Source organism: Paraburkholderia silvatlantica (assembly GCF_003096715.1).
Taxonomy (GTDB): Bacteria; Pseudomonadota; Gammaproteobacteria; order Burkholderiales; family Burkholderiaceae; genus Paraburkholderia; species Paraburkholderia silvatlantica.
Window position 1 is genome coordinate 271,517 of sequence record NZ_QEOL01000001.1, and the last position, 18,568, is coordinate 290,084.

At 65.6% G+C, this 18,568-nt stretch carries 17 protein-coding genes; 15 read left to right on the forward strand and 2 right to left on the reverse strand.

Annotation, left to right across the window (positions count from 1 at the left end):
• Window positions 1–48: 48 nt before the first annotated feature.
• Complete coding sequence (locus C7411_RS01280; RefSeq protein ID WP_110382762.1) at window positions 49–981, forward strand: family 2A encapsulin nanocompartment shell protein; 933 nt, start codon at window positions 49–51, stop codon at window positions 979–981.
• On the forward strand, window positions 956–2,971 hold the full coding sequence (locus tag C7411_RS01285) for a family 2A encapsulin nanocompartment cargo protein cysteine desulfurase (RefSeq protein WP_110382763.1): 2,016 nt from the start codon (window positions 956–958) through the stop codon (window positions 2,969–2,971). The genes C7411_RS01280 and C7411_RS01285 overlap by 26 nt, the downstream gene beginning before the upstream one ends.
• Window positions 2,972–3,232: 261 nt before the next feature.
• Here C7411_RS01285 and C7411_RS01290 read toward each other — a convergent pair whose 3' ends face one another.
• The gene (locus C7411_RS01290; protein ID WP_110382764.1) at window positions 3,233–4,258 is read right to left on the reverse strand and encodes a sulfonate ABC transporter substrate-binding protein; all 1,026 of its coding nucleotides are present in this window, start codon (window positions 4,256–4,258) and stop codon (window positions 3,233–3,235) included.
• A 253-nt stretch (window positions 4,259–4,511) separates the two neighbouring features.
• On the opposite strand from C7411_RS01290, the gene C7411_RS01295 reads away from it, so the two are divergent.
• The 12 genes from C7411_RS01295 to C7411_RS01350 all read left to right on the forward strand — a co-directional run bounded on the left by C7411_RS01295 (window position 4,512) and on the right by C7411_RS01350 (window position 15,652).
• Window positions 4,512–5,255, forward strand: coding sequence for a GntR family transcriptional regulator (locus C7411_RS01295; protein WP_110382950.1), 744 nt, complete (start codon window positions 4,512–4,514; stop codon window positions 5,253–5,255).
• A complete protein-coding gene (locus tag C7411_RS01300) occupies window positions 5,252–5,995 on the forward strand; it encodes an ABC transporter ATP-binding protein (protein ID WP_110382765.1) in 744 nt (247 codons plus the stop codon). Before C7411_RS01295 ends, C7411_RS01300 begins: the two co-directional genes overlap by 4 nt.
• Window positions 5,996–6,000: 5 nt before the next feature.
• Window positions 6,001–6,810, forward strand: a complete 810-nt coding sequence (locus tag C7411_RS01305) for an ABC transporter permease (protein WP_110382951.1) — start codon at window positions 6,001–6,003, stop codon at window positions 6,808–6,810.
• 27 nt (window positions 6,811–6,837) lie between these two features.
• Window positions 6,838–7,836: an ABC transporter substrate-binding protein gene (locus C7411_RS01310; protein ID WP_243412999.1), complete on the forward strand. Its 999-nt coding sequence runs from the start codon at window positions 6,838–6,840 to the stop codon at window positions 7,834–7,836.
• A gap of 64 nt (window positions 7,837–7,900) precedes the next feature.
• Window positions 7,901–8,905, forward strand: coding sequence for an SDR family NAD(P)-dependent oxidoreductase (locus C7411_RS01315; protein ID WP_181431300.1), 1,005 nt, complete (start codon window positions 7,901–7,903; stop codon window positions 8,903–8,905).
• 22 nt (window positions 8,906–8,927) lie between these two features.
• Window positions 8,928–9,389, forward strand: coding sequence for a PaaI family thioesterase (locus C7411_RS01320; protein WP_110382768.1), 462 nt, complete (start codon window positions 8,928–8,930; stop codon window positions 9,387–9,389).
• Window positions 9,389–10,153: a VOC family protein gene (locus C7411_RS01325; protein ID WP_110382769.1), complete on the forward strand. Its 765-nt coding sequence runs from the start codon at window positions 9,389–9,391 to the stop codon at window positions 10,151–10,153. The genes C7411_RS01320 and C7411_RS01325 overlap by 1 nt, the downstream gene beginning before the upstream one ends.
• On the forward strand, window positions 10,150–11,715 hold the full coding sequence (locus C7411_RS01330) for a class I adenylate-forming enzyme family protein (RefSeq protein WP_110382770.1): 1,566 nt from the start codon (window positions 10,150–10,152) through the stop codon (window positions 11,713–11,715). Before C7411_RS01325 ends, C7411_RS01330 begins: the two co-directional genes overlap by 4 nt.
• 4 nt (window positions 11,716–11,719) lie before the next feature.
• On the forward strand, window positions 11,720–12,808 hold the full coding sequence (locus C7411_RS01335; protein WP_110382771.1) for an ABC transporter substrate-binding protein: 1,089 nt from the start codon (window positions 11,720–11,722) through the stop codon (window positions 12,806–12,808).
• Window positions 12,805–14,106: an acyl-CoA thioesterase/bile acid-CoA:amino acid N-acyltransferase family protein gene (locus tag C7411_RS01340; RefSeq protein WP_110382772.1), complete on the forward strand. Its 1,302-nt coding sequence runs from the start codon at window positions 12,805–12,807 to the stop codon at window positions 14,104–14,106. Before C7411_RS01335 ends, C7411_RS01340 begins: the two co-directional genes overlap by 4 nt.
• Window positions 14,103–14,858, forward strand: a complete 756-nt coding sequence (locus tag C7411_RS01345) for an ABC transporter ATP-binding protein (RefSeq protein WP_110382773.1) — start codon at window positions 14,103–14,105, stop codon at window positions 14,856–14,858. Before C7411_RS01340 ends, C7411_RS01345 begins: the two co-directional genes overlap by 4 nt.
• On the forward strand, window positions 14,855–15,652 hold the full coding sequence (locus C7411_RS01350; protein ID WP_110382774.1) for an ABC transporter permease: 798 nt from the start codon (window positions 14,855–14,857) through the stop codon (window positions 15,650–15,652). The genes C7411_RS01345 and C7411_RS01350 overlap by 4 nt, the downstream gene beginning before the upstream one ends.
• A gap of 479 nt (window positions 15,653–16,131) precedes the next feature.
• On the opposite strand, the gene C7411_RS01355 is transcribed toward C7411_RS01350, so the two are convergent.
• Window positions 16,132–17,628 (reverse strand): peptide MFS transporter, encoded by a 1,497-nt coding sequence (locus C7411_RS01355; protein ID WP_110382775.1) that lies wholly within the window; start codon window positions 17,626–17,628, stop codon window positions 16,132–16,134.
• Window positions 17,629–17,926: 298 nt separating this feature from the next.
• Between C7411_RS01355 and C7411_RS01360 the strand changes: the two genes are divergently transcribed.
• The gene (locus C7411_RS01360) at window positions 17,927–18,502 is read left to right on the forward strand and encodes a helix-turn-helix domain-containing protein (RefSeq protein WP_110382776.1); all 576 of its coding nucleotides are present in this window, start codon (window positions 17,927–17,929) and stop codon (window positions 18,500–18,502) included.
• Window positions 18,503–18,568: the final 66 nt, after the last annotated feature.

The following is an 18,568-nucleotide window of genomic DNA, read 5'->3' on the forward strand; positions in this document are numbered from 1 at the left end:
CTTCATAAGCAATGCAGTTTTCGTTATAAGTAACCGGAGCCCTCTTACATGTCTACGACTTTGAGCGGCCAGACCGCGCTTGGCGATAACGCCGCGCGGCAACTGGCGAATGCCACCAAGACCGTCCCGCAGCTTTCCACGATCACGCCGCGCTGGCTCACGCACCTGCTGCAATGGGTGCCGGTCGAAGCGGGTATCTATCGTCTGAACCGCGTTAAGGATCCCGAAGCAGTTCGTGCCGCGTGCACTGCCCGCGAAGACGAAGGCACGCTGCCCACGACGTTCGTGCCGTACGAGGAGCAGCCGCGCGAGTATTTTCTCAATGCGGTGAGCACGGTGCTCGACGTGCACACGCGTATCTCCGACCTCTACAGCAGTCCGCATGACCAGATCAAGGAGCAGTTGCGACTCACGATCGAGACGATCAAGGAGTTGCAGGAAAGCCAGCTCATCAACAATCCCGACTACGGCCTGCTGGCGAATGTCGAAGAAGATCAACGCATCTTTCCGCTTACCGGCGCGCCCACGCCCGACGATCTCGACGAACTGCTCACGAAGGTCTGGAAGGAGCCCGCCTTCTTCCTCACGCATCCGCTGGCGATCGCCGCGTTTGGCCGCGAATGCACGCGCCGCGGCGTGCCACCGCCGACGGTCAGCCTGTTTGGTTCGCAGTTCCTCACGTGGCGCGGCATTCCGCTGATTCCGTCCGACAAGGTGCCGGTCGCCGACGGCAAGACCAAGATCCTGCTGCTGCGCGTGGGCGACAAGCGCCAGGGCGTGGTGGGTCTGTATCAACCCGGCGTGGCAGGCGAGCAGGGGCCTGGCCTCTCGGTGCGCTTCATGGGGATCAACAATCAGGCGATCGCGTCGTACCTGATCTCGCTGTATTGCTCGCTCGCGGTCCATTCGCCGGATGCGCTGGCTGTCCTCGATGACGTGGAGATCGGCAAGTACCATGACTACCCTGACACCTACCGTTAATCCGGCGGCGCTGCCGCAAGCGGGCGCGCAGGCTCCGCTGCCGGGCGGACTGCCGGACCCGGCGACGCTCGCGCGGCTCGCCAGCGAGTTTTTCAGTACGCTGCCGGGCAGTGCGGGGGCGCCGGGCGTGGCGGCCGGCAGCGGCGCGGTGGGCGGCGTGCCTTCCGCGCTGCCGGCAGCGGCGCCGATACTCGCCTCGCTCGGCAATCCCGCGCCGGCGGGCTCGCCGCTCGCGGGGCCTGGCGGCACAGGCACTGGCGTGCCGGGCCTGGAACTGCCGCAAGGCAAGGTGCCGGGCGCCAATCTCGCACCTTCCGCACCGACGCATGTGCTCGCGCTCGGCAACCGCACGCCCGCGCTTGCGCCGCATGCGGCCGCTGCGAACGGCCTGCCGGACAACGCGGTATCGATCGCGCCTGCGCTCGAACCACGCGTGGGGGGCGCGCTGCTTGGCGTGCCTCAGGCGCATGCGGCAGCCGAACCCGCCGGACCCGTACCTGCCGCCGAGGCGAAAGCCGGGGCCAGCGAGCGCTCGCCGTTCTACTTCGCGGATTCGGCCGGGCACGGCTGGCAGCGCGAGGTGCAGGAGATCGTGGTGCCTGCACATGGATTCGCCGCACCGGAGACATTCGGACTGCCAGGCGACGACTCGCTGCGCGAGCTGCTTACGCTCAATCGTCCGGAGTACGGCACGCACGACGGCGCCGCCCGTTACTTTCTGGCGGAGCGGGAAAACGTCACGTTCAGGAGCGACGTGGCGCGCAGCGCCCATCCGCCGTTCGACGTCAACGCGGTGCGCCGTGACTTTCCGATCCTGCAGGAACGCGTGAATGGCAAGCAGCTGGTCTGGTTCGACAATGCCGCCACGACGCACAAGCCGCAGGCCGTGATCGACCGCCTCGCATACTTTTATGCGCACGAGAACTCGAACATCCACCGCGCCGCGCATGCACTGGCCGCGCGCGCGACCGATGCCTACGAGCATGCGCGCAAGACGGTGCAGCGCTTCATCGGCGCTGCGGCACCCGAGGAGATCGTGTTCGTGCGCGGCACGACGGAGGCGATCAACCTGATCGCGAAGTCGTGGGGCATGCAGAACATTGGCGAGGGCGATGAGATCGTCGTCTCGCATCTGGAGCACCATGCGAACATCGTGCCCTGGCAGCAGCTCGCGGCGTTCAAGGGTGCGAAGCTGCGCGTGATTCCCGTCGACGACTCGGGCCAGGTGCTGCTCGAGGAGTATCGCAAGCTGCTCAACGATCGCACGAAAATCGTTTCGGTGACGCAGGTATCGAACGCGCTCGGCACGGTGGTGCCCGTGCAGGAGATCGTCGAGCTTGCGCATCGCGCGGGCGCGAAAGCGCTCGTCGACGGCGCCCAGTCGATCTCGCACATGCGAGTGGACGTGCAGGCGCTCGACGCCGACTTCTTCGTGTTTTCGGGCCACAAGATCTACGGGCCGACCGGTATCGGCGTCGTGTACGGCAAACGCGAGGTGCTCGAAGCCATGCCGCCATGGCAAGGCGGCGGCAACATGATCCAGGACGTCACGTTCGAAAAAACCGTGTTTCACGGCGCGCCCGCGCGCTTCGAAGCCGGTACCGGCAATATCGCCGATGCCGTCGGGCTTGGCGCGGCGCTCGACTATGTAAGCCGTATCGGCATCGAGAATATCGCTCGCTACGAGCACGATTTGCTTGCGTATGCAACGAGCGTGCTCGCGCCGGTGCCGGGCGTGCGTCTCGTCGGTACGGCGCGCGACAAGGCGAGCGTGCTCTCGTTCGTGCTGAAGGGCTATACGACCGAGGAGGTCGGGCAGGCGTTGAGCCGCGAAGGCATTGCCGTGCGCGCAGGGCATCACTGCGCCCAGCCGATCCTGCGGCGCTTCGGCCTCGAGGCGACGGTGCGGCCTTCGCTTGCGTTCTACAACACCTGCGCGGAGGTCGATACGCTGGTGTCCGTCGTGCGCGATCTGGCGCCACGTCAGTAGCGGGGTAGTCGTCGGGTCATCGAGTCGTTGGATAGCGGGGCCGCAAGGCCCCGCTTGCATTTGCGCTGCTATTGCGCATCCCGCACGGATGCTTCGACTGCTGCCGGTATGGCAGCGGTGTGCCCCATCTTCAATCTGCTCAAAGAGCCGCAGCACATCGAAGGCGAATTGCGCCATACGACGCCCGCAAGCGTGGCGGACGAAAAGGTGGCCTGATCGCGAGTCCCGCTTCCGGTTTCAGCCGGCGGGGTGCAGTCGCGTTCAGGCGGAGCGCCAGCGCGCGTCGGCCACGACCAGCTTCTTCGGAATGAGCTTGAGACCGGAGAAGGTGTCGGCAATCTGCTGCTGGTAGGCGAGCGTAGCGGCATCGATGGGCTGCACGCCATATCCCGCGCGCTTGAGGGCGATTTCGAGCGTCGGCGCGTCGAGCCCCACGAGAGGCGCAAGCTGCGTGGCCACGGCGGGCACATTGTCGCGCGCCCACGTGTCTACCGCGCCGATCTCGTCGAGCAGCGCGTGGACGATCGGCGCATGCGCATTCGCGAAGCTCCGGCTCGCGATGTAGTACTGCGTATTGCGCACGAGATTCTCGCCGTTTGCGATCGGGCGCGCGTTCGCCTGGCGCTCGATTGCCGCGAGGTACGGGTCCCAGATCACCCAGGCGTCGACGCTGCGGCTCGTGAATGCGGCGCGCGCGTCGGCGGGCGCGAGATAGATCGGCTGAATATCTTCGTACTTCAGGTTGGCCTTCTCGAGCGCCTTGACGAGCAGATAGTGCACGTTCGAGCCCTTGTTCAGCGCCACGCGCTTGCCGCGCAGATCGCCGCCCGTACGGATCGGCGAGTCCTGGTGCACGACAATGGCCTCGCCCTGCGGAGCAGGCGGTTCACTCGCGATATAGACGAAATCCACGCCGCCAGCCTGTGTGAAAATGGGCGGCGTTTCCCCTACCGTGCCGACGTCCACCGCGCCGGCGGCCAGGCCTTCCAGCAGCTGCGGGCCGCCCGGGAACTCCAGCCACTGCACCGGGAAGCCGAGCGGCGCCAGCCGCTTTTCGAGGGTGCCGCGCGCCTTGAGCACGACGAAGTTGCCGTACTTCTGAAACCCGATGCGCAGTACCCCGGCGTCCTGTGCGCGCGCGGCGCCGCTTTGCAGCGCCAGCGCGGCCGCGCCTGCGGCGCCCGTTACACCGCGCTGGGCGGCGCCGGCCGCGGCGAGCGACGCGAGCTTGATCAGTGCCCGTCGCGGGCGGTTCGCAGTGGGGTCGTCATGCTTGTCGATCGACATGTCTCTTATGCCTCAATGGGAATACGCTCAACCGGCCGCGCGTGCGCGGCATGGTGTTTCTCACCTTAATGCGTTTCGTCGTCGGCACAACCAAGATATTGTCAGATGCTTATCTCTGAGCCGCTCACGATATCTGGATTGCACACATCATTCGTCGGTTTTATTCGTTATCAAGGCGCCAATGCGCGACTACGATGCTTGCATGAAAGCCTCAAGAACGATTTGTGAGCAGCTCACGAAGGCGAAGTGCGAGATGAACGAAACAGGCATTGCATCCGGCCAGCAGGAACAGAGCGACCTGCCGGCGCTACGCGGCGAGGACGCCTACTGGCGAATCCGCCGCGATGTGCTGTCCTGCCGCTTTATGCCTGGCGCGACCCTCACGGAAAGCCAGTTGATGGAGCACTACGGGATCGGCAAAAGCACTTGCCGCGTTGCACTCGTGCGGCTTGTTCACGAAGGGTTCATTCGCGCCATGCCGCGCCAGGGCTATCGCGTCGCGCCGATCACATTGCGCGACGTCGAAGAGGTTTTCGCCCTGCGCGTGCAACTGGAGCCGCTCGCGGCGCGCCTTGCGTGCGGGCGTGTCGACGTCGTGCTGCTGCGCAAGCTGGAAGCGGCTTGCCGCGTGCCTTACCCCGAGCGTGAGCTATCCGACCAGATCGACGTCTTTCTCGACGCGAACCGCGAGTTCCATCTCGCGATCGCGCAGGCAAGCGGCAACGTGCGCCTGCACCACACGCTCGCGAACCTGATGGACGAGATGTCGCGCCTTGTCGCGCTTGGCTTCGGCGTGCAGGGCACCAAGCCGGAAATCCGTCACGACCATAATTCGATGATCGACGCTTTCGAGACCAACGACGCGCGGCGCGCGGAAACGATCGCGCGCCGGCACATCGAAACTTTTCGCGACATGACAATGGAAAAGGTCTACGCGAGCCTGTCCAGCTCGGGCGCGTCGCTGCCGGTGTATACCGTTGCGGAGTTGAGAAGGTGACAACAACGGCCATTTCGGTGCGGGGCATCGGTAAATATTTCGGATCGCTAAGCGTACTCGAGAATATCCAGTTCGACATCGGAGAGGGCGAAATCGTCGCGCTGCTCGGCGCCTCGGGCTGCGGCAAGAGCACATTGCTCAACATCGTCGCGGGCCTGGCCGGTGCCGATTCGGGCGAACTGTGGCTGTACGGCGAGTGCGCCGCGCCTGGCAATGGGCGGCACTCGCTTTCGTACATGTTCCAGGAAGACCGGCTGCTGCCGTGGCGTACGGTGCGAGCCAACGCGGAGTTCGCGCTCGAATCGGCTCGCCCGCGCCTTGCGGCCCATGTGCGGCGCGAGCGCGCGGCGGCCGTGCTCGACATGGTGGGTCTCGCCGCGTTTGCCGAATACCACCCGCATCAATTGTCGGGCGGCATGCGAAGTCGCGTGGCGCTGGCGCGCAGCCTTGTGAGCGAGCCCCGCATCTTGCTGATGGACGAGCCGTTCTCGAAGCTTGACCCGCAAACGCGCGCGCAGATGCACGCCGAAGTGCTGCGGCTGCGCGCGTTGCGCCCGACCACGATCCTCTTCGTCACGCACGATGTGGAGGAGGCCATCGTACTTGCCGACCGCGTGATCGTGCTTGCGCCGCGCCCCGGGCGCGTACGCGAGATCGTGCCCGTCAACCTGCCGCGCCCGCGAAGCGCGACCGACGCCGATGTCTCGGAAGCAATCCGCCGCCTCCGCTTGCTGATATGAGCCTGATGCAATCCACTACCGTGCGCCGCCAGGGCCCTTCGATGCCTGCTTTGCTTTCCCGTTCGTTCGTTTCGCTCGCCGCGCAGCGCGTGGTGCTCGTGGTCCTGCTCCTGGGCGTCTGGTGGATCGCGGCGCGGCGCATGCCCGTCTTCGTGATGCCGGGCCCCGAGCGGGTCGCGCAGGCGCTTGTCAAGTTGCTGCACTCGCCCTCGTTCTTCCGCGATCTCGGCGCGACGCTCTACCGCGTGCTGGCCGGCTTCGCGCTCGCGGCCGTGGTGGGTGCGCCACTCGGCGTGGCTCTTGGCGCAAGCCCGCGCGCGGCGCGCTTTTTCGAGCCGTTGCTGGCGATCGTGAACACGGTCTCATCGGCGATCTGGGCCGTGTTCGCGATCATCTGGTTCGGCATTTCGAACGCGACGACGATATTCGTTGTCTTCATGACCGCCATGCCGCTGATCCTGACCAACGTATGGCAGGGTGCGTTGACCGTCGATGCGCAGCACGTCGAACTCGCACGAAGCCTGCGTTTTTCGCCCGCGCAGATCATGCGCAAGATCTACCTGCCGACCATCCTGCCGCACTTTTTCGCGGGCGCGAGGCTCGCATTCGGCTTCGGCTGGCGCGTCTCGCTCGTGGCGGAGACGATCGGCTCGTCGGACGGCATTGGCTACAGGCTGCGCCAGGCTGCCGATCTCGTGCAAACGGATCAGGTGTTCGCCTGGACCGTGACGCTCGTCGTGCTGATGCTGCTGCTCGAAGCGGGCGTGCTGAAGCCGATCGAACGCCGCCTCTTTCGCTGGAAGCGCACGGCCTGAATTTAACCGACTACGGGGAATAGCACCATGCAAATGACAAAACACATCAAGCGGGCGGCTGCCGCAGCGCTGGTCGCAGCCGCTTGCGCGTTCGCCGCGCAAGCGGCGCTCGCCGACACCGTTCGGATCGGCTACTGGACGAGCGGCGTGAGCCTCGGCTTCGGCGCGGTGCTCGAGGCGAAGCCCTTCCTGCAGCAACGAGGGCTCGACGTGCAGTTCGTGCGCTTCGCCGACGTCAATGCGCCGAACCGGGCGCTCGCGGCCGGTGCCATCGACTTCGCGTTTGCGGCGCCGGCATCTGCCGTGTTTAGCTCCGCTTCGCAGGGCGCGCCGTTGCGCATCGTTCTTGCGACTCAGCCTGCCGATGTCGCTTTCGTCGCGCCCGAAGACTCGCCTATCCGTTCGTTCGCCGACCTGCGCGGCAAGAAGGTTGGCATGTCGCCGCCGGGAAGCTCGGTCGCATCGATCGCAACCGCTGTGTTGCAAGGCAACTACGGCATTCGCAGCACCGACTTCTCGATCGTGCCGGGCAACGAGGGGCGCCTCGCCCAGTTCCTTGCGCAAAAACAGGTCGATGCGGCGGCGGTGCGCACGATCACCGTGGCGCAGTTGAAGGACCTGAAGGTGCGCCAGCTCGGCACGTTCGGCGACGAGTGGAAGAAGCTTACGAAAAGCGACGCCGTGCCGTATATCGGCGTGAGCGCGGTGCGCGCGGACTGGCTCGCACAGCATCCGGCCGACGCGGCGAAGCTGGTCGCCGGCTTGCGCGCCGCGCTGCAATGGGGCGCCGCACACCACAGTGACGTTTCGGCGATCCTGCAGAAGAGCGCGAACCTTCCTGCGGCCGATGCCGATGCCTACGCGGCGCGCTGGTCCGAGATCAACCGAGTGAGCTTCGAGCCGGCCGACATCGAGACCTTGCAGCACGAGCACAAGATCTTTGTCGACGGCGGCGTGATTCAAGGTGAGTTGCCTGCCGGTCTTTTCGACACCGCGCCTTACACCGCCTCGCGATCCATTCAGTAACCCAAATCTATTCAAGTCGGCATTCATTCGGAGTCCAGATATGGCAGTTTCCCTTCCTTCCACCATGAAGGCGCTCGTGCTGCGCGCGCACGGCGACCTCGACCAGCTCGAGGTCGTGAGCGATAAGCCCGTGCCGCAGGCCGGGGCGGACGGCGTGGTGATCCGCGTGCGCGCCTCGTCGTTCAACTATCACGACGTCTTCACGGTGAAGGGCATGCCGGGCATCAAGGTGCCGCTGCCGGTCGTGATCGGCCTCGACATGGCTGGCGAGATCGTCGCAATCGGCGAGGGCGTGCAAGGCTGGAAAATTGGCGCGCGCGTGCTCGTGAACCCGCTCAACCGCGAGAAGGGGCTGATGGGCGAGATGCTGGACGGGGGCATGGCGGAATATTGCGCCGTCTCGGCCGCGCAATTGATCCCGCTGCCCGATGCGGTGAGCTTCGAGGCGGCCTCGGCGCTGCCGGTTGCGTATGGCACGGCGCATCGCATGCTCATCACGCACCAGACCGTGAAAGCCGGCGACCGCGTGCTGATTCTCGGCGCGAGCGGCGGCGTGGGGACGGCCTCGCTGCTGCTCGCGAAGCAACTCGGCGCCGAGGTGATCGCCTGCGCGGGCAGCGACGAAAAGGCCGCGCAACTGAAGGCGCTCGGTGCCGACCACGTCGTCAATTACCGCACGACCGACTTCTCGAAGTGGGCGATCGCGCAGTACGGCAAACCGCAGCGGCGCAGCCAGGAAGGGGGCGTGGACGTGCTCGTCAACTTCACGGGAGGCGAAACCTGGGTGCCTTCGCTCAAGTGTGTCAGGCGTGGCGGCACGGTGCTCGTATGCGGCGCGACGGCGGGTCACGACCCGAAGGAAGATCTGCGCTACATCTGGAGTTTCGAGCTGAAGGTGATCGGCTCGAACAGCTTCTACGACGACAATCTGCGCGCGCTGCTCGCGCAGATCGCGCGCGGCAAGCTCACGCCCGCCATCGACCGCGTGTTGCCCCTCGAAGGGGCGGCGGAGGGCTTGCGCCTGATCCGCGACCGCGAGGTGCTGGGCAAGATCGTCGTCACACCGTAATCGGGGCATGGAGAGAACACACATGAATCAGGCAGTTAACCCAACGGCATTGCCGACAGCCGAGGACGTGGAGGCGCGTCTGCGCCGTGGGCCGTATCACGAATGGCTCGGGCTGAAGGTCGTCGCGGTGGCCGACGGCGAGATCGAACTCACTGCGACGTGGCGCGAGGAGTGGGTCGTGAACCCTGAGAAGCGCTACACGCATGGCGGCATTCTGGCCGCGCTGGTCGACCTGGCCGCCGACTGGGCGCTCGTTTCGAAGACCGGGCGCGGGGTGCCGACAATCGACCTGCGCGTCGATTACCATCGCGCGACGCTGCCGGGCGACCTGCGCGTGAAGGGCAAGGTGATCCGCTTCGGCGCGCAGATCGCGACGGCCGAGGCGCAGGTATTCGACGCGGACGGCAAACTCGTCGCGAGCGGCCGCGGCGCCTATTCCACCGCCGGCGCAGCCGCACCCGCGCCGCAGCCGGATCGCCCGTGATGCTGAGTCTCGATCACCTCGTCATCAACACGCGCTACGACACCGACGCGGCGCAAGCGCTGTTCGGTGCATTGGGCTTCGCGCTTACGCCGCGCGGGTTCCACACGCTCGGTTCGATCAATCACGCGATCGTATTCGAAGGGCACTATCTCGAGCTGATCGGCCTGCCCGCCGACGGCTCGGCCACGCGGCCGGAAATCGCCGCAAGCCCGCTTGGCGCGGATGGCCTCGTTTTTCGCAGCGACGATCCGCAGCGCACCTTCGACGATCTGCGTGCAGCCGGTTTCGACGCGACGCCGCCGCAGCACTTCTCGCGGCCGGTGGCGGGGCTCGGCGATGCGCGCTTCGTGACCGTGCGCCTTGCGCCCGGCCAACTGCCGGGCGCTCGCGTGTACTTCTGCCAGCATCTCACACCCGAATTCGTGTTCCGCGAAGCATGGCGCAGTCATGCCAACGGCGCGTATGCGCTCGCGGCGCTGCACCTCGTGGACGCGGAACGCGACGACTATGCGCGTCTCGGCGAGCCGGAGCCGGGCTTTCGCCTCGTCTTTCACAGTCGAGCCCAGTTTGACGCGCATTTCGGCGCGCTGGCCGGGCATATAACGGCGCGCGCGCCGCGCTATGGCGCCGTCACGATTCGAACTGCAAAGTGGCGCGAGATCGGCGCCTACGCGGCGAACGCGCAATTGCCGCATGACGTGCAAGCCACGCGTAGCGTTGTCGCGTTGCCTCGTTTCGATACCTTGCTGGAGTTCGTGCCATGAGCCTGCCGCGAAACCTCGGCGATCTGATCGGCCGCAGCGCCGACCCCGAAGCGCTCGCGCTCATCGAACTCGACGAAGCGCTGACGCCGGTGCCTTACCGCTTCGGGGAGCTCGACGCGTTGGCGGGCAGCGTGGCGGCGGCGCTCGCCGGGCGCCACGCACGGGGCGAGCGCATCGCCGTGCTCGCCGCGAACTCAGCGCATTATGTCGCGACGGTGCTGGGCATCATGCGGGCGGGTCTCGTCGCCGTGCCGGTGAACTTCCGCTTCCCTCGCGCGCTCATCGCCGACGTGATAGCGGACAGCGGTGCGCGCTTCGTGTTCTGCGACGCGAAACGCGTGGCCGACCTCCCAACGGGTCTCACCGGCGTCGTATTCGACGCGCGCGCGCAGCTGCCTGCGCGCGAATTGCCAGATCACGTCACACCGTTTTCGGATTTTGTGGCGAACGTACGCGCGACGCGTTTCGAGCCGGTCGAGCCGCTGCCGGGCGAAGCCGCACTCATGCTCTATACGTCGGGCTCGACGGGACGGCCTAAAGGCGTCGTGCTGTCGCACGAGAGCCACCTGTGGGTCGTGCACACGCGCCTGCTGTCGCAGCCGCTCGCCGATGAACGCATGCTGATCGCCGCGCCGCTCTTCCATATGAACGCGCTCGCCCTCGCGTTCCTTGCGTTGGCTGCGCACGCAACGATCGTAATGCTGCCTCAGTTCGAGGCGGCAAACTATATTCGTGCCGTGGCCGCCTGGCGGTGCACGTGGCTGACCGCCGTACCACCGATGATCGCCATGATGCTGCAACAGCGCGAACTGCTTGCACAAAGCGATCTTTCCTCCGTGCGCTACGTGCGGATGGGTTCGGCGCCCGTGAGCGCCACGCTTCTGGAGCAGATCCACGCCCTGCTGCCGAACGCGCGCGTCATCAACGCGTACGGCACCACTGAGGGCGGCCCGGTCGTCTTCGGCCCGCATCCGCAGGGCTTGCCGACACCGCCGCTTTCGGTCGGCGCCGCGCATCCGCTCGTCAAGCTGCGTCTCGTCGACGAAAGGGGTGTGGAGGCAGAAGAGGGCGAACTGCAGTTGCGCAGCCCCGCGCTGTTGACCGGCTATCACAATCGCCCCGACGTGCGTGCGCCTCTCACGGAAGACGGCTACTACCGCACCGGCGACGTCTTCCGTCGCGACGCGCAGGGCTTCTACACCTTCGTCGGCCGCCGCGACGATATGTTTGTATGTGGCGGCGAGAACATCTATCCGGGCGAAGTCGAGCGCCTGCTCGAACGTCATCCGGATGTTGCGCAGGCGTGTGTCGTGCCGGTGGCCGACGAGATCAAGGGTGCGAAGCCGGTGGCGTTCGTCGTGCTGAAAGCCGGGGCGCAGACGGATGAAGCCACCCTCAAGCACTACGCGCTGGACCATGCGCCCGCTTTTCGGCATCCGCGCCGGGTGTGGTTTGTCGACATGCTCCCGATCGCTTCGACGAACAAGATCGACCGCTCCGCCCTCAAAGTCGAGGCCGCACGCCGCGTGGCCACGATGGCGCCTATCCACGGAGACCGCTGATTTTATGAAACCCCGCAACATATTGGCCGCCTGGCTCGCCGCCGCCTGCGCGCCGCTCTTTGCGCTCGCTGCAAGCGATGCCTGTGCGCTCGATTCCGTCACGGTCGGCCTCGCGATTCCGCCCGCCGTGCACGACGGCGCACCCTATGCCGCCGCCGACAAGCTCGGCCTCTTCAAGAGCGAAGGGCTCGACGTGAAGCTCATCGTGTTCCAGGGCGCCGGGGCGCTGATTCCGCAGGTGGCGAGCAAGCACATCACGTTCGGTTACCCGAGCGCGGAGCCGCTCCTGTCGAGCTATCTGAACGGCGGCACGCCGCCGCCTGTGCGCTACTTTTACAACGGCGTGCCCTCGAACACGATGGAGTTCGCCGTGCTCGCATCGTCGCCGGTGAAAAGACTGGCCGATCTGGATGGCAAGAAGATCGGCGTGGGCGCGCTCACGTGGGGCACGATTCCGGGTGGCCGCGCCGCGTTGCGCGAGGCAGGGCTCACGCCTGGCAAGAATGTGGACTACGTGCCTGTGGGCTCGCTCGGCTCCGGGTTTCAGGCACTGAAAACAGGCGCTGTCGACGCGCTCAATTTCAACAGCAGCTGGGACGACATGCTGGAGCTTACGGGTACGCCGATCCGCCGCCTCCGCTATCCGGCCGTGTTCGACGAAACGGCCGGCAACGGCTTCATTGCCCATCGCGATACGTTTGCCGAGCGGCCGGACCTGATCATGCGCTTCGGGCGCGCCTATACGGAAGCGCAAATAGTGTGCGACGCGAATCCGGCGTTCTGCGTGAAGGCCTTCTGGGAGGCGCACCCCGAGTCGAAGCCGCCAGGCGACGAAGCGCGGAACCTGCGCGTGGCCGAGGAACTGCTCAAGCGGCGTCTCTCACGTGTGCTACGGACAGCGGACGGCAAGCCGCGCCAGCCAGGCGCATACGACTTGCCCGCCGTGCGCGCGAATCTGGACGAGATGCAGCGGGTGGGCGAGCTTCCGAAAGGCAAGGTGCCGCTCGATCAACTGTTCTCGAACCGGTTCGTGGCCGATTTCGGGCACTTCGACGAGGCCGCGCTGCGCGAACGCGCGCGGCAGCAGCCGTGAGCGCGCGCATCGAGGTAACGCCGCGCGTCGCGTTGATCGATGTTGCGCGGCGCATCGTGCTCAAGGGCTTCGCGCCGCATGCGCAGGTCGATCTGGATGCGCGGCTCGACATGCCCGACGGCAGCGAATGGCGCAGCACGAATCGCTTCGCGACCGATGCCAACGGCAACGCCGATCTCGGCGAGGTCGCGCCGGTGGCGGGCGACTATGCGCACAGCGGCGTGCAGCCGATGGGCGTGGTCTGGTCGATGCGCTGCGTGAGCGAGGCGACACGTGCCGAAAGCATCGAGCCGCTGACGGTCGAACTCTTTGCGCGCCAAACGGGAAGGGCGGGTACCACAGCCACGGCGCAGTTCGTGCAACTGTACGTGGCTGATGGCGTCGTGCGCCGCGAGATTCGCGAAGCGGGCGTGGTCGGCACGCTGTTCACGCCCGCGACGCCTGGGCCGCATCCAGCCGTGGTCGTGCTCAATGGCTCGGGCGGCGGCATCAACGAGCCACGCGCGGCGCTTTACGCGGCGCACGGTTACACGGCGCTCGCGCTCGGCTATTTCAACGCGCCGGGCCTGCCGCTCACCATTTCGCGCACGCCGCTGGAATACTTCGCGGCGGCGCTCGACTGGCTGCGCGAAAGCGTGCACCCGCAAAACGATTTTGTGGCCGTGGCGGGACAATCGCGCGGCGGCGAACTCGCGTTGCTGCTCGGGGCGACGTGGCCCGAGCGGGTTTCGGCCGTGATCGCCTATGTGCCGAGCGCCGTACTGCACGGTACGCTACGCGCGGGCGCGCCCGGCGAACCACCGGATTCAGTCGCGTGGACGCTTGGCGGCCGCCCGCTCACGCATGTGTGGGAGCGCAATATCCACGCGGACTGGACCGCGTTCCGCCACGCGAGCGCGCCGGGCGAATCGGTGCGTCAGGCGCCGGCTTTCGAGTCGGCGCTTGGCGACGCCGAGGCGGTGGCCCGCGCGCGTATTCCCGTCGAGCGGATCGCCGGGCCGGTCTTGCTGCTTTCCGGCACCGACGACGGCTTCTGGCCATCGTCGCACTACGCCGACATGATTGCCGCCGATCTTGCGGCGCGCCGCTTCCCGCACCGTGTCGAGCATTTGCGCTACGAGGGCGCGGGCCACTCGATCCTGTTTCCGCACGTGCCGACCACGCAGATCGCGCGCGTGCATCCGGTCGCGCGCGTGCCTGTCACGGCTGGCGGCACGGCCGCCGCGAATGCTCGCGCAAACGAGGCGTCGTGGCCGCGCGTGCTGCAATTCCTCGAGGCGGCGAGGTGCACGCAATGAGCACGAGCGCTTTTCATGCCGAGGGTGTCTCGGTGCGCTACCGCACGCGTACCGGCACGATCGACGCGCTGCTCGACGTGGATCTGCGTATCGAGGCGGGCGAATTCGTCGCGTTGCTGGGGCCGTCCGGCTGCGGCAAGTCCACCTTGCTCAAGGTGGCGGCCGCGCTGATCGCGCCGACCTCGGGGCGCGCGAGCCTCGGCGGCGCGGCGCTTACGAGGCCGGGCCGCCAGGTCGGCGTGGCGTTTCAGAAGCCGAACCTGCTGCCGTGGCGCAACGTGTTCGACAACGTGCTGCTTCCCGCACGCACGCTTGGCCTGCCAATGGAGCACGCGCAGGTGCGCGCACACGAACTGTTGACGCTCGTGGGTCTGGATGCTTTCGCGCGCAACTATCCGGCCGAGCTTTCCGGCGGCATGCAGCAACGCGTGGGCATTGCGCGCATGCTGCTTCACGAGCCCGAACTGCTGCTGATGGACGAGCCGTTCGCCGCCCTCGACGCGCTCACGCGCGAGCGGCTTACGCTGGAACTCCAACGTATCTGGCTCGCTCAGCGCAAGTCGGTGCTGTTCATTACGCACAGCATTCCTGAGGCGGTTTTTCTCGCAGATCGCGTCGTCGTCATGTCGGCGCGGCCGGGCCGCATCGTCGACGAACTGGCGGTGCCGCTCGCGCGGCCGCGCGACGCGGACACCCTCAGTTCCACTGAATTCGTCGATGCGTGCGCGTATTTGCGGAGGCACTTCCAATGAATCAGCGAAAGAACAAAGGCATACCGGCCGCGCTATATCCGCTCGCGAGCCTCACGGCAGCGATAGCTTGCTGGCAGGCCGTGGTCGTGTGGTGGTCAATACCGGACTACGTGCTGCCCGCGCCAGCCGAAGTGGGCCGGGCACTCGCGGCAGGCTTCGCGGACGGCACGCTGTGGCCGCATATTGCCGCGACCCTCGGCGAGACGCTGCTTGGCTACACGATCGGCAGCGTGCTCGCCATCGCAACGGGTGCCGTGCTGGCGGAGTCGCGTACGTTCGAGCGCTTCGTGTTCCCGCTGCTCGCTGGCCTGCAGGCCATGCCGAAGGTCGCGCTCGGGCCGATCATTCTCGTTTGGTGCGGCTATGGCAGCGCCTCGAAGGTCGTGCTCGTCGTGCTCGTGTGCTTCTTCCCGCTGTTCGTGAACACGGTCAATGGCCTTAAGCGCGCCGACCCGGATCTGCTCGACGCGTGCCGGGCATTCTCGGCCTCGCGTGCGTTTCTGTTCTTTCACGTGAAGTTGCCCTGCGCCGCGCCTGAAATCTTCAGCGGCCTGCAGATCGGCGTGTCGCTGGCACTGATCGGCGCGGTGGTCGGCGAGTTTCTCTCTTCGCAACGTGGGCTCGGCTATCTGATCAGCTCGGCCTCGGTCAACATGAGCGTCGCGACGATGTTTGCCGGCGTCGTGCTGCTCGCCGTCATCGGCGTGGGCGGCGCGCAGGCCGTGCGCGCCGTGCAGCGCCGAGTGGTGTTCTGGGAGCACAGTGACGGCAGTACAAGTCGCGCGGGTGGATGAGGAGACCGGCATGTGGCAGCCGCGTGACTGGCCGGCGAAGTCAGGGGCGAACGGCAGAAGATGATGGGTTGGACCCTGTTGCAGACCTGTAAGGCGGGGCGCTCCTGGCCAGGGGCGGGTTGGCGGATACTTCGACGCTCGGGCGTCGGCTCCGCCCCGTAACCGGCCATCCGGTTGCCTGTGCGAACTATATGGCGCAGTAAAACGCAATCAGACGATTGCAACGCACGCTCGCACAAGAGGACGTCCTGCCGTGCAAGCGCGGTATGTCGCGCTTGCGATGTGCCCTTGGCTGTCCTGTTGTTTGACAGATTTGATCGTCACGAAGCGCATCGTGAGCCGCCAGATCAACGGCATCAATGCGGCAGAGGAGCGTCTCGCGGCGCGACGTCGCCGTCTGGCAGCATGAGTCCCCGTCCTTCCCGCGCCTTGCGCGGCAGCCGCAGGCTGAGGGCGGGGAGGACGTCAACGAGCCGCGGTCACTCGACCGCGTACTGGCTTGCGAGTTGTTCGCCCGAGCACTGATGCGCGCGTGAGAGGCGGCCCATCACCGGCAGCAGCAGGATCGCCAGCAAGGCGCCTGCTGCCGCGAGCCAGCCGAGACCGTCGAAGAGACGCGTATAGAGCGCCAGTGACTCGATCGGATCGAGATTACCTGCGGGCATCTTCGCAAAGTTCGCGACCACGCTGCCCAGATACTGGGAGACGCCCGTAGCCACAAAGTACGCACCCATCATGAAACCACCCATGCGTGCTGGCACGTAGCGTGCGATCATCGCGAGCCCAAGGCCGCTCACGAGTAGTTCCCCAAGCGAGTAGAGGCCGTAGCCAGCCACCATGAACCACGACGACACGCGGCCGTTCACTGCGTAATGGCCGCTCGCCGCATAGACGAAGAAGCCCGCTGCCACCACGACGAAGCCAAGCGCGTATTTAGCCGCAACGGGCACGTCGCGGCCACGTCGCGCGAGGCTCGAATAGATCGTCGCGAGCACCGGGCTCATGATCATGATCCAGATGGGATTGAGCGCCTGGAACTGCGCCGCACTCCAGCTAAAGAGCTCCATGCCGAACAGGCGGAAGTTCGGGTCGACGTTGCGCACCGCGAAGAGCGTGAGCGATGTGGACATCTGCTGGTAAAACACAAAGAACAGAATGACTTGCAGAGTGAGGATCAGCGCGGCCACGAGACCGGCGCGCTCCTGGCGTTCGCAGGTCCGCAGCATGTACGCGAAGATCGCGAGAATCGCTGCGCCGGCCGTATAGACGCACATGACGGCGAGTTGCTTGTGCTGCAGCACGAAGAGCGTCGCCGCGCCAAGCGCGACGCCGCCCGCAATCACCGCCGCGAGACGGCGCCATTGCACCGGCATCGCGTCGGGTGCGGAGCCGATGTGCGCGAGCGTGCGTTGCATGAGAAAGAAGTTCGCGATGCCGAGCAGCATTCCCGCGCTGCACACGGCGAACGCGGCGTGCCAGCCCCAGTGATCCTTGATCCACGGCGTGAGCAGCATCGACACTGTCGAGCCGATATTAACCGCCATGTAGTAGATCGTGAACGCGGCGTCGATGCGCGCTTCATCTCCTTCGTAGATGCGGCGCACGAGATTGGCGGCGTTGGACTTGAAAAGCCCGTTACCCACCACGATTACACCGAGCGACGCATACATGTGCGAGAGTCGGTCGTCGGGCAGGGCAAGCATAACGTAACCCGCAAATAGCACGATGGCGCCGAGTACCATCGAGCGGCGCGTGCCCAGCACCTGGTCGCCGATCCAGCCGCCGATCGAGGGCGACGCATACACAAGCGCGGTGAACGCGCCCCAGGTGAGCGTGGCGTGCTCGTCGCTGAAGCCGAGTCGCTCGACCATGAAAAGAACCAGCAGCGCGGCCATGCCGTAATAGCCGAAGCGCTCCCACATCTCGATCAGAAATACCGTCGAGAACGATTTCGTCCTGGAAACCGATAAATTCATTGTGACCTCAATACCCTGCGATGATAACGATGACACGCGGATGCGCGTGAAGCGGGCAGCAACGGATGTCTGATGCTGCGCCGCGTGCATGGGCGCTTGTGGCGCCGCCAGAATGCATGTCTCCTCCTTTCTGTAGGCTTGTGGATCGCACGAACCCAAGGTTTACAATTTCATTCTTCTTGAGCGCTCCGCGTGGCGGATCCGGTCGGACGCTCGACGGGGGCGTTGCAGGTTGCAAGCGTATCAAACGATATTTACTTTTATCAAACAAATTTTGACGACAAAAAACGTTCCTGATATGGTTTCAACCTCTGGCAAGCACGACCCTAAGGCGGTGGCACTCGGCGAAAAGATTCGTGCACTGCGTCAGCGGCTCGGAAAGACGCTCGACCAGGCGGCCACGGCAGCTGGCATTTCCAAGCCGTTTCTGTCCCAGGTGGAGCGGGGTCATGCGTCGCCGTCGCTGACTTCACTCTCGGGCATTGCGAAAGCGCTGGGTGTAACGATGCAGTATTTCGTCGAGACGCCGTCGGAGGAGCGCTCGGTCACGCGCGGCAACAAGCTGGAGTTTTTCGGCTTCGCGGATTCGGCGAACCTGTTCGCGCGACTCACGAACACCGCAGGCGGGCGGCAGCTCGAATCAATACTTGTGCGTCTGCCGAAGGGCGTGAAGCGCTCGGAAGTCACGACGCATGCGGGGGAGGAATTCCTCTATGTGATTGATGGCGAGGTCACGCTGGAGCTGGAGGGTAAGCAGTTCGTGCTGCAGGCGGGCGATTCAGCCCACTACCAGTCGACGGTGCCACATGGCTGGAGTAACGAAGGCAGCAAGGAGGCTGTCGTGGTCTGGGTAGGGACTCCACGACTGTTTTAACGGAAAGAGGCCAGGCGCGGTACAACCGACTGGCCTTAAGGTTTTTAATAAAATCAGGATAACGAA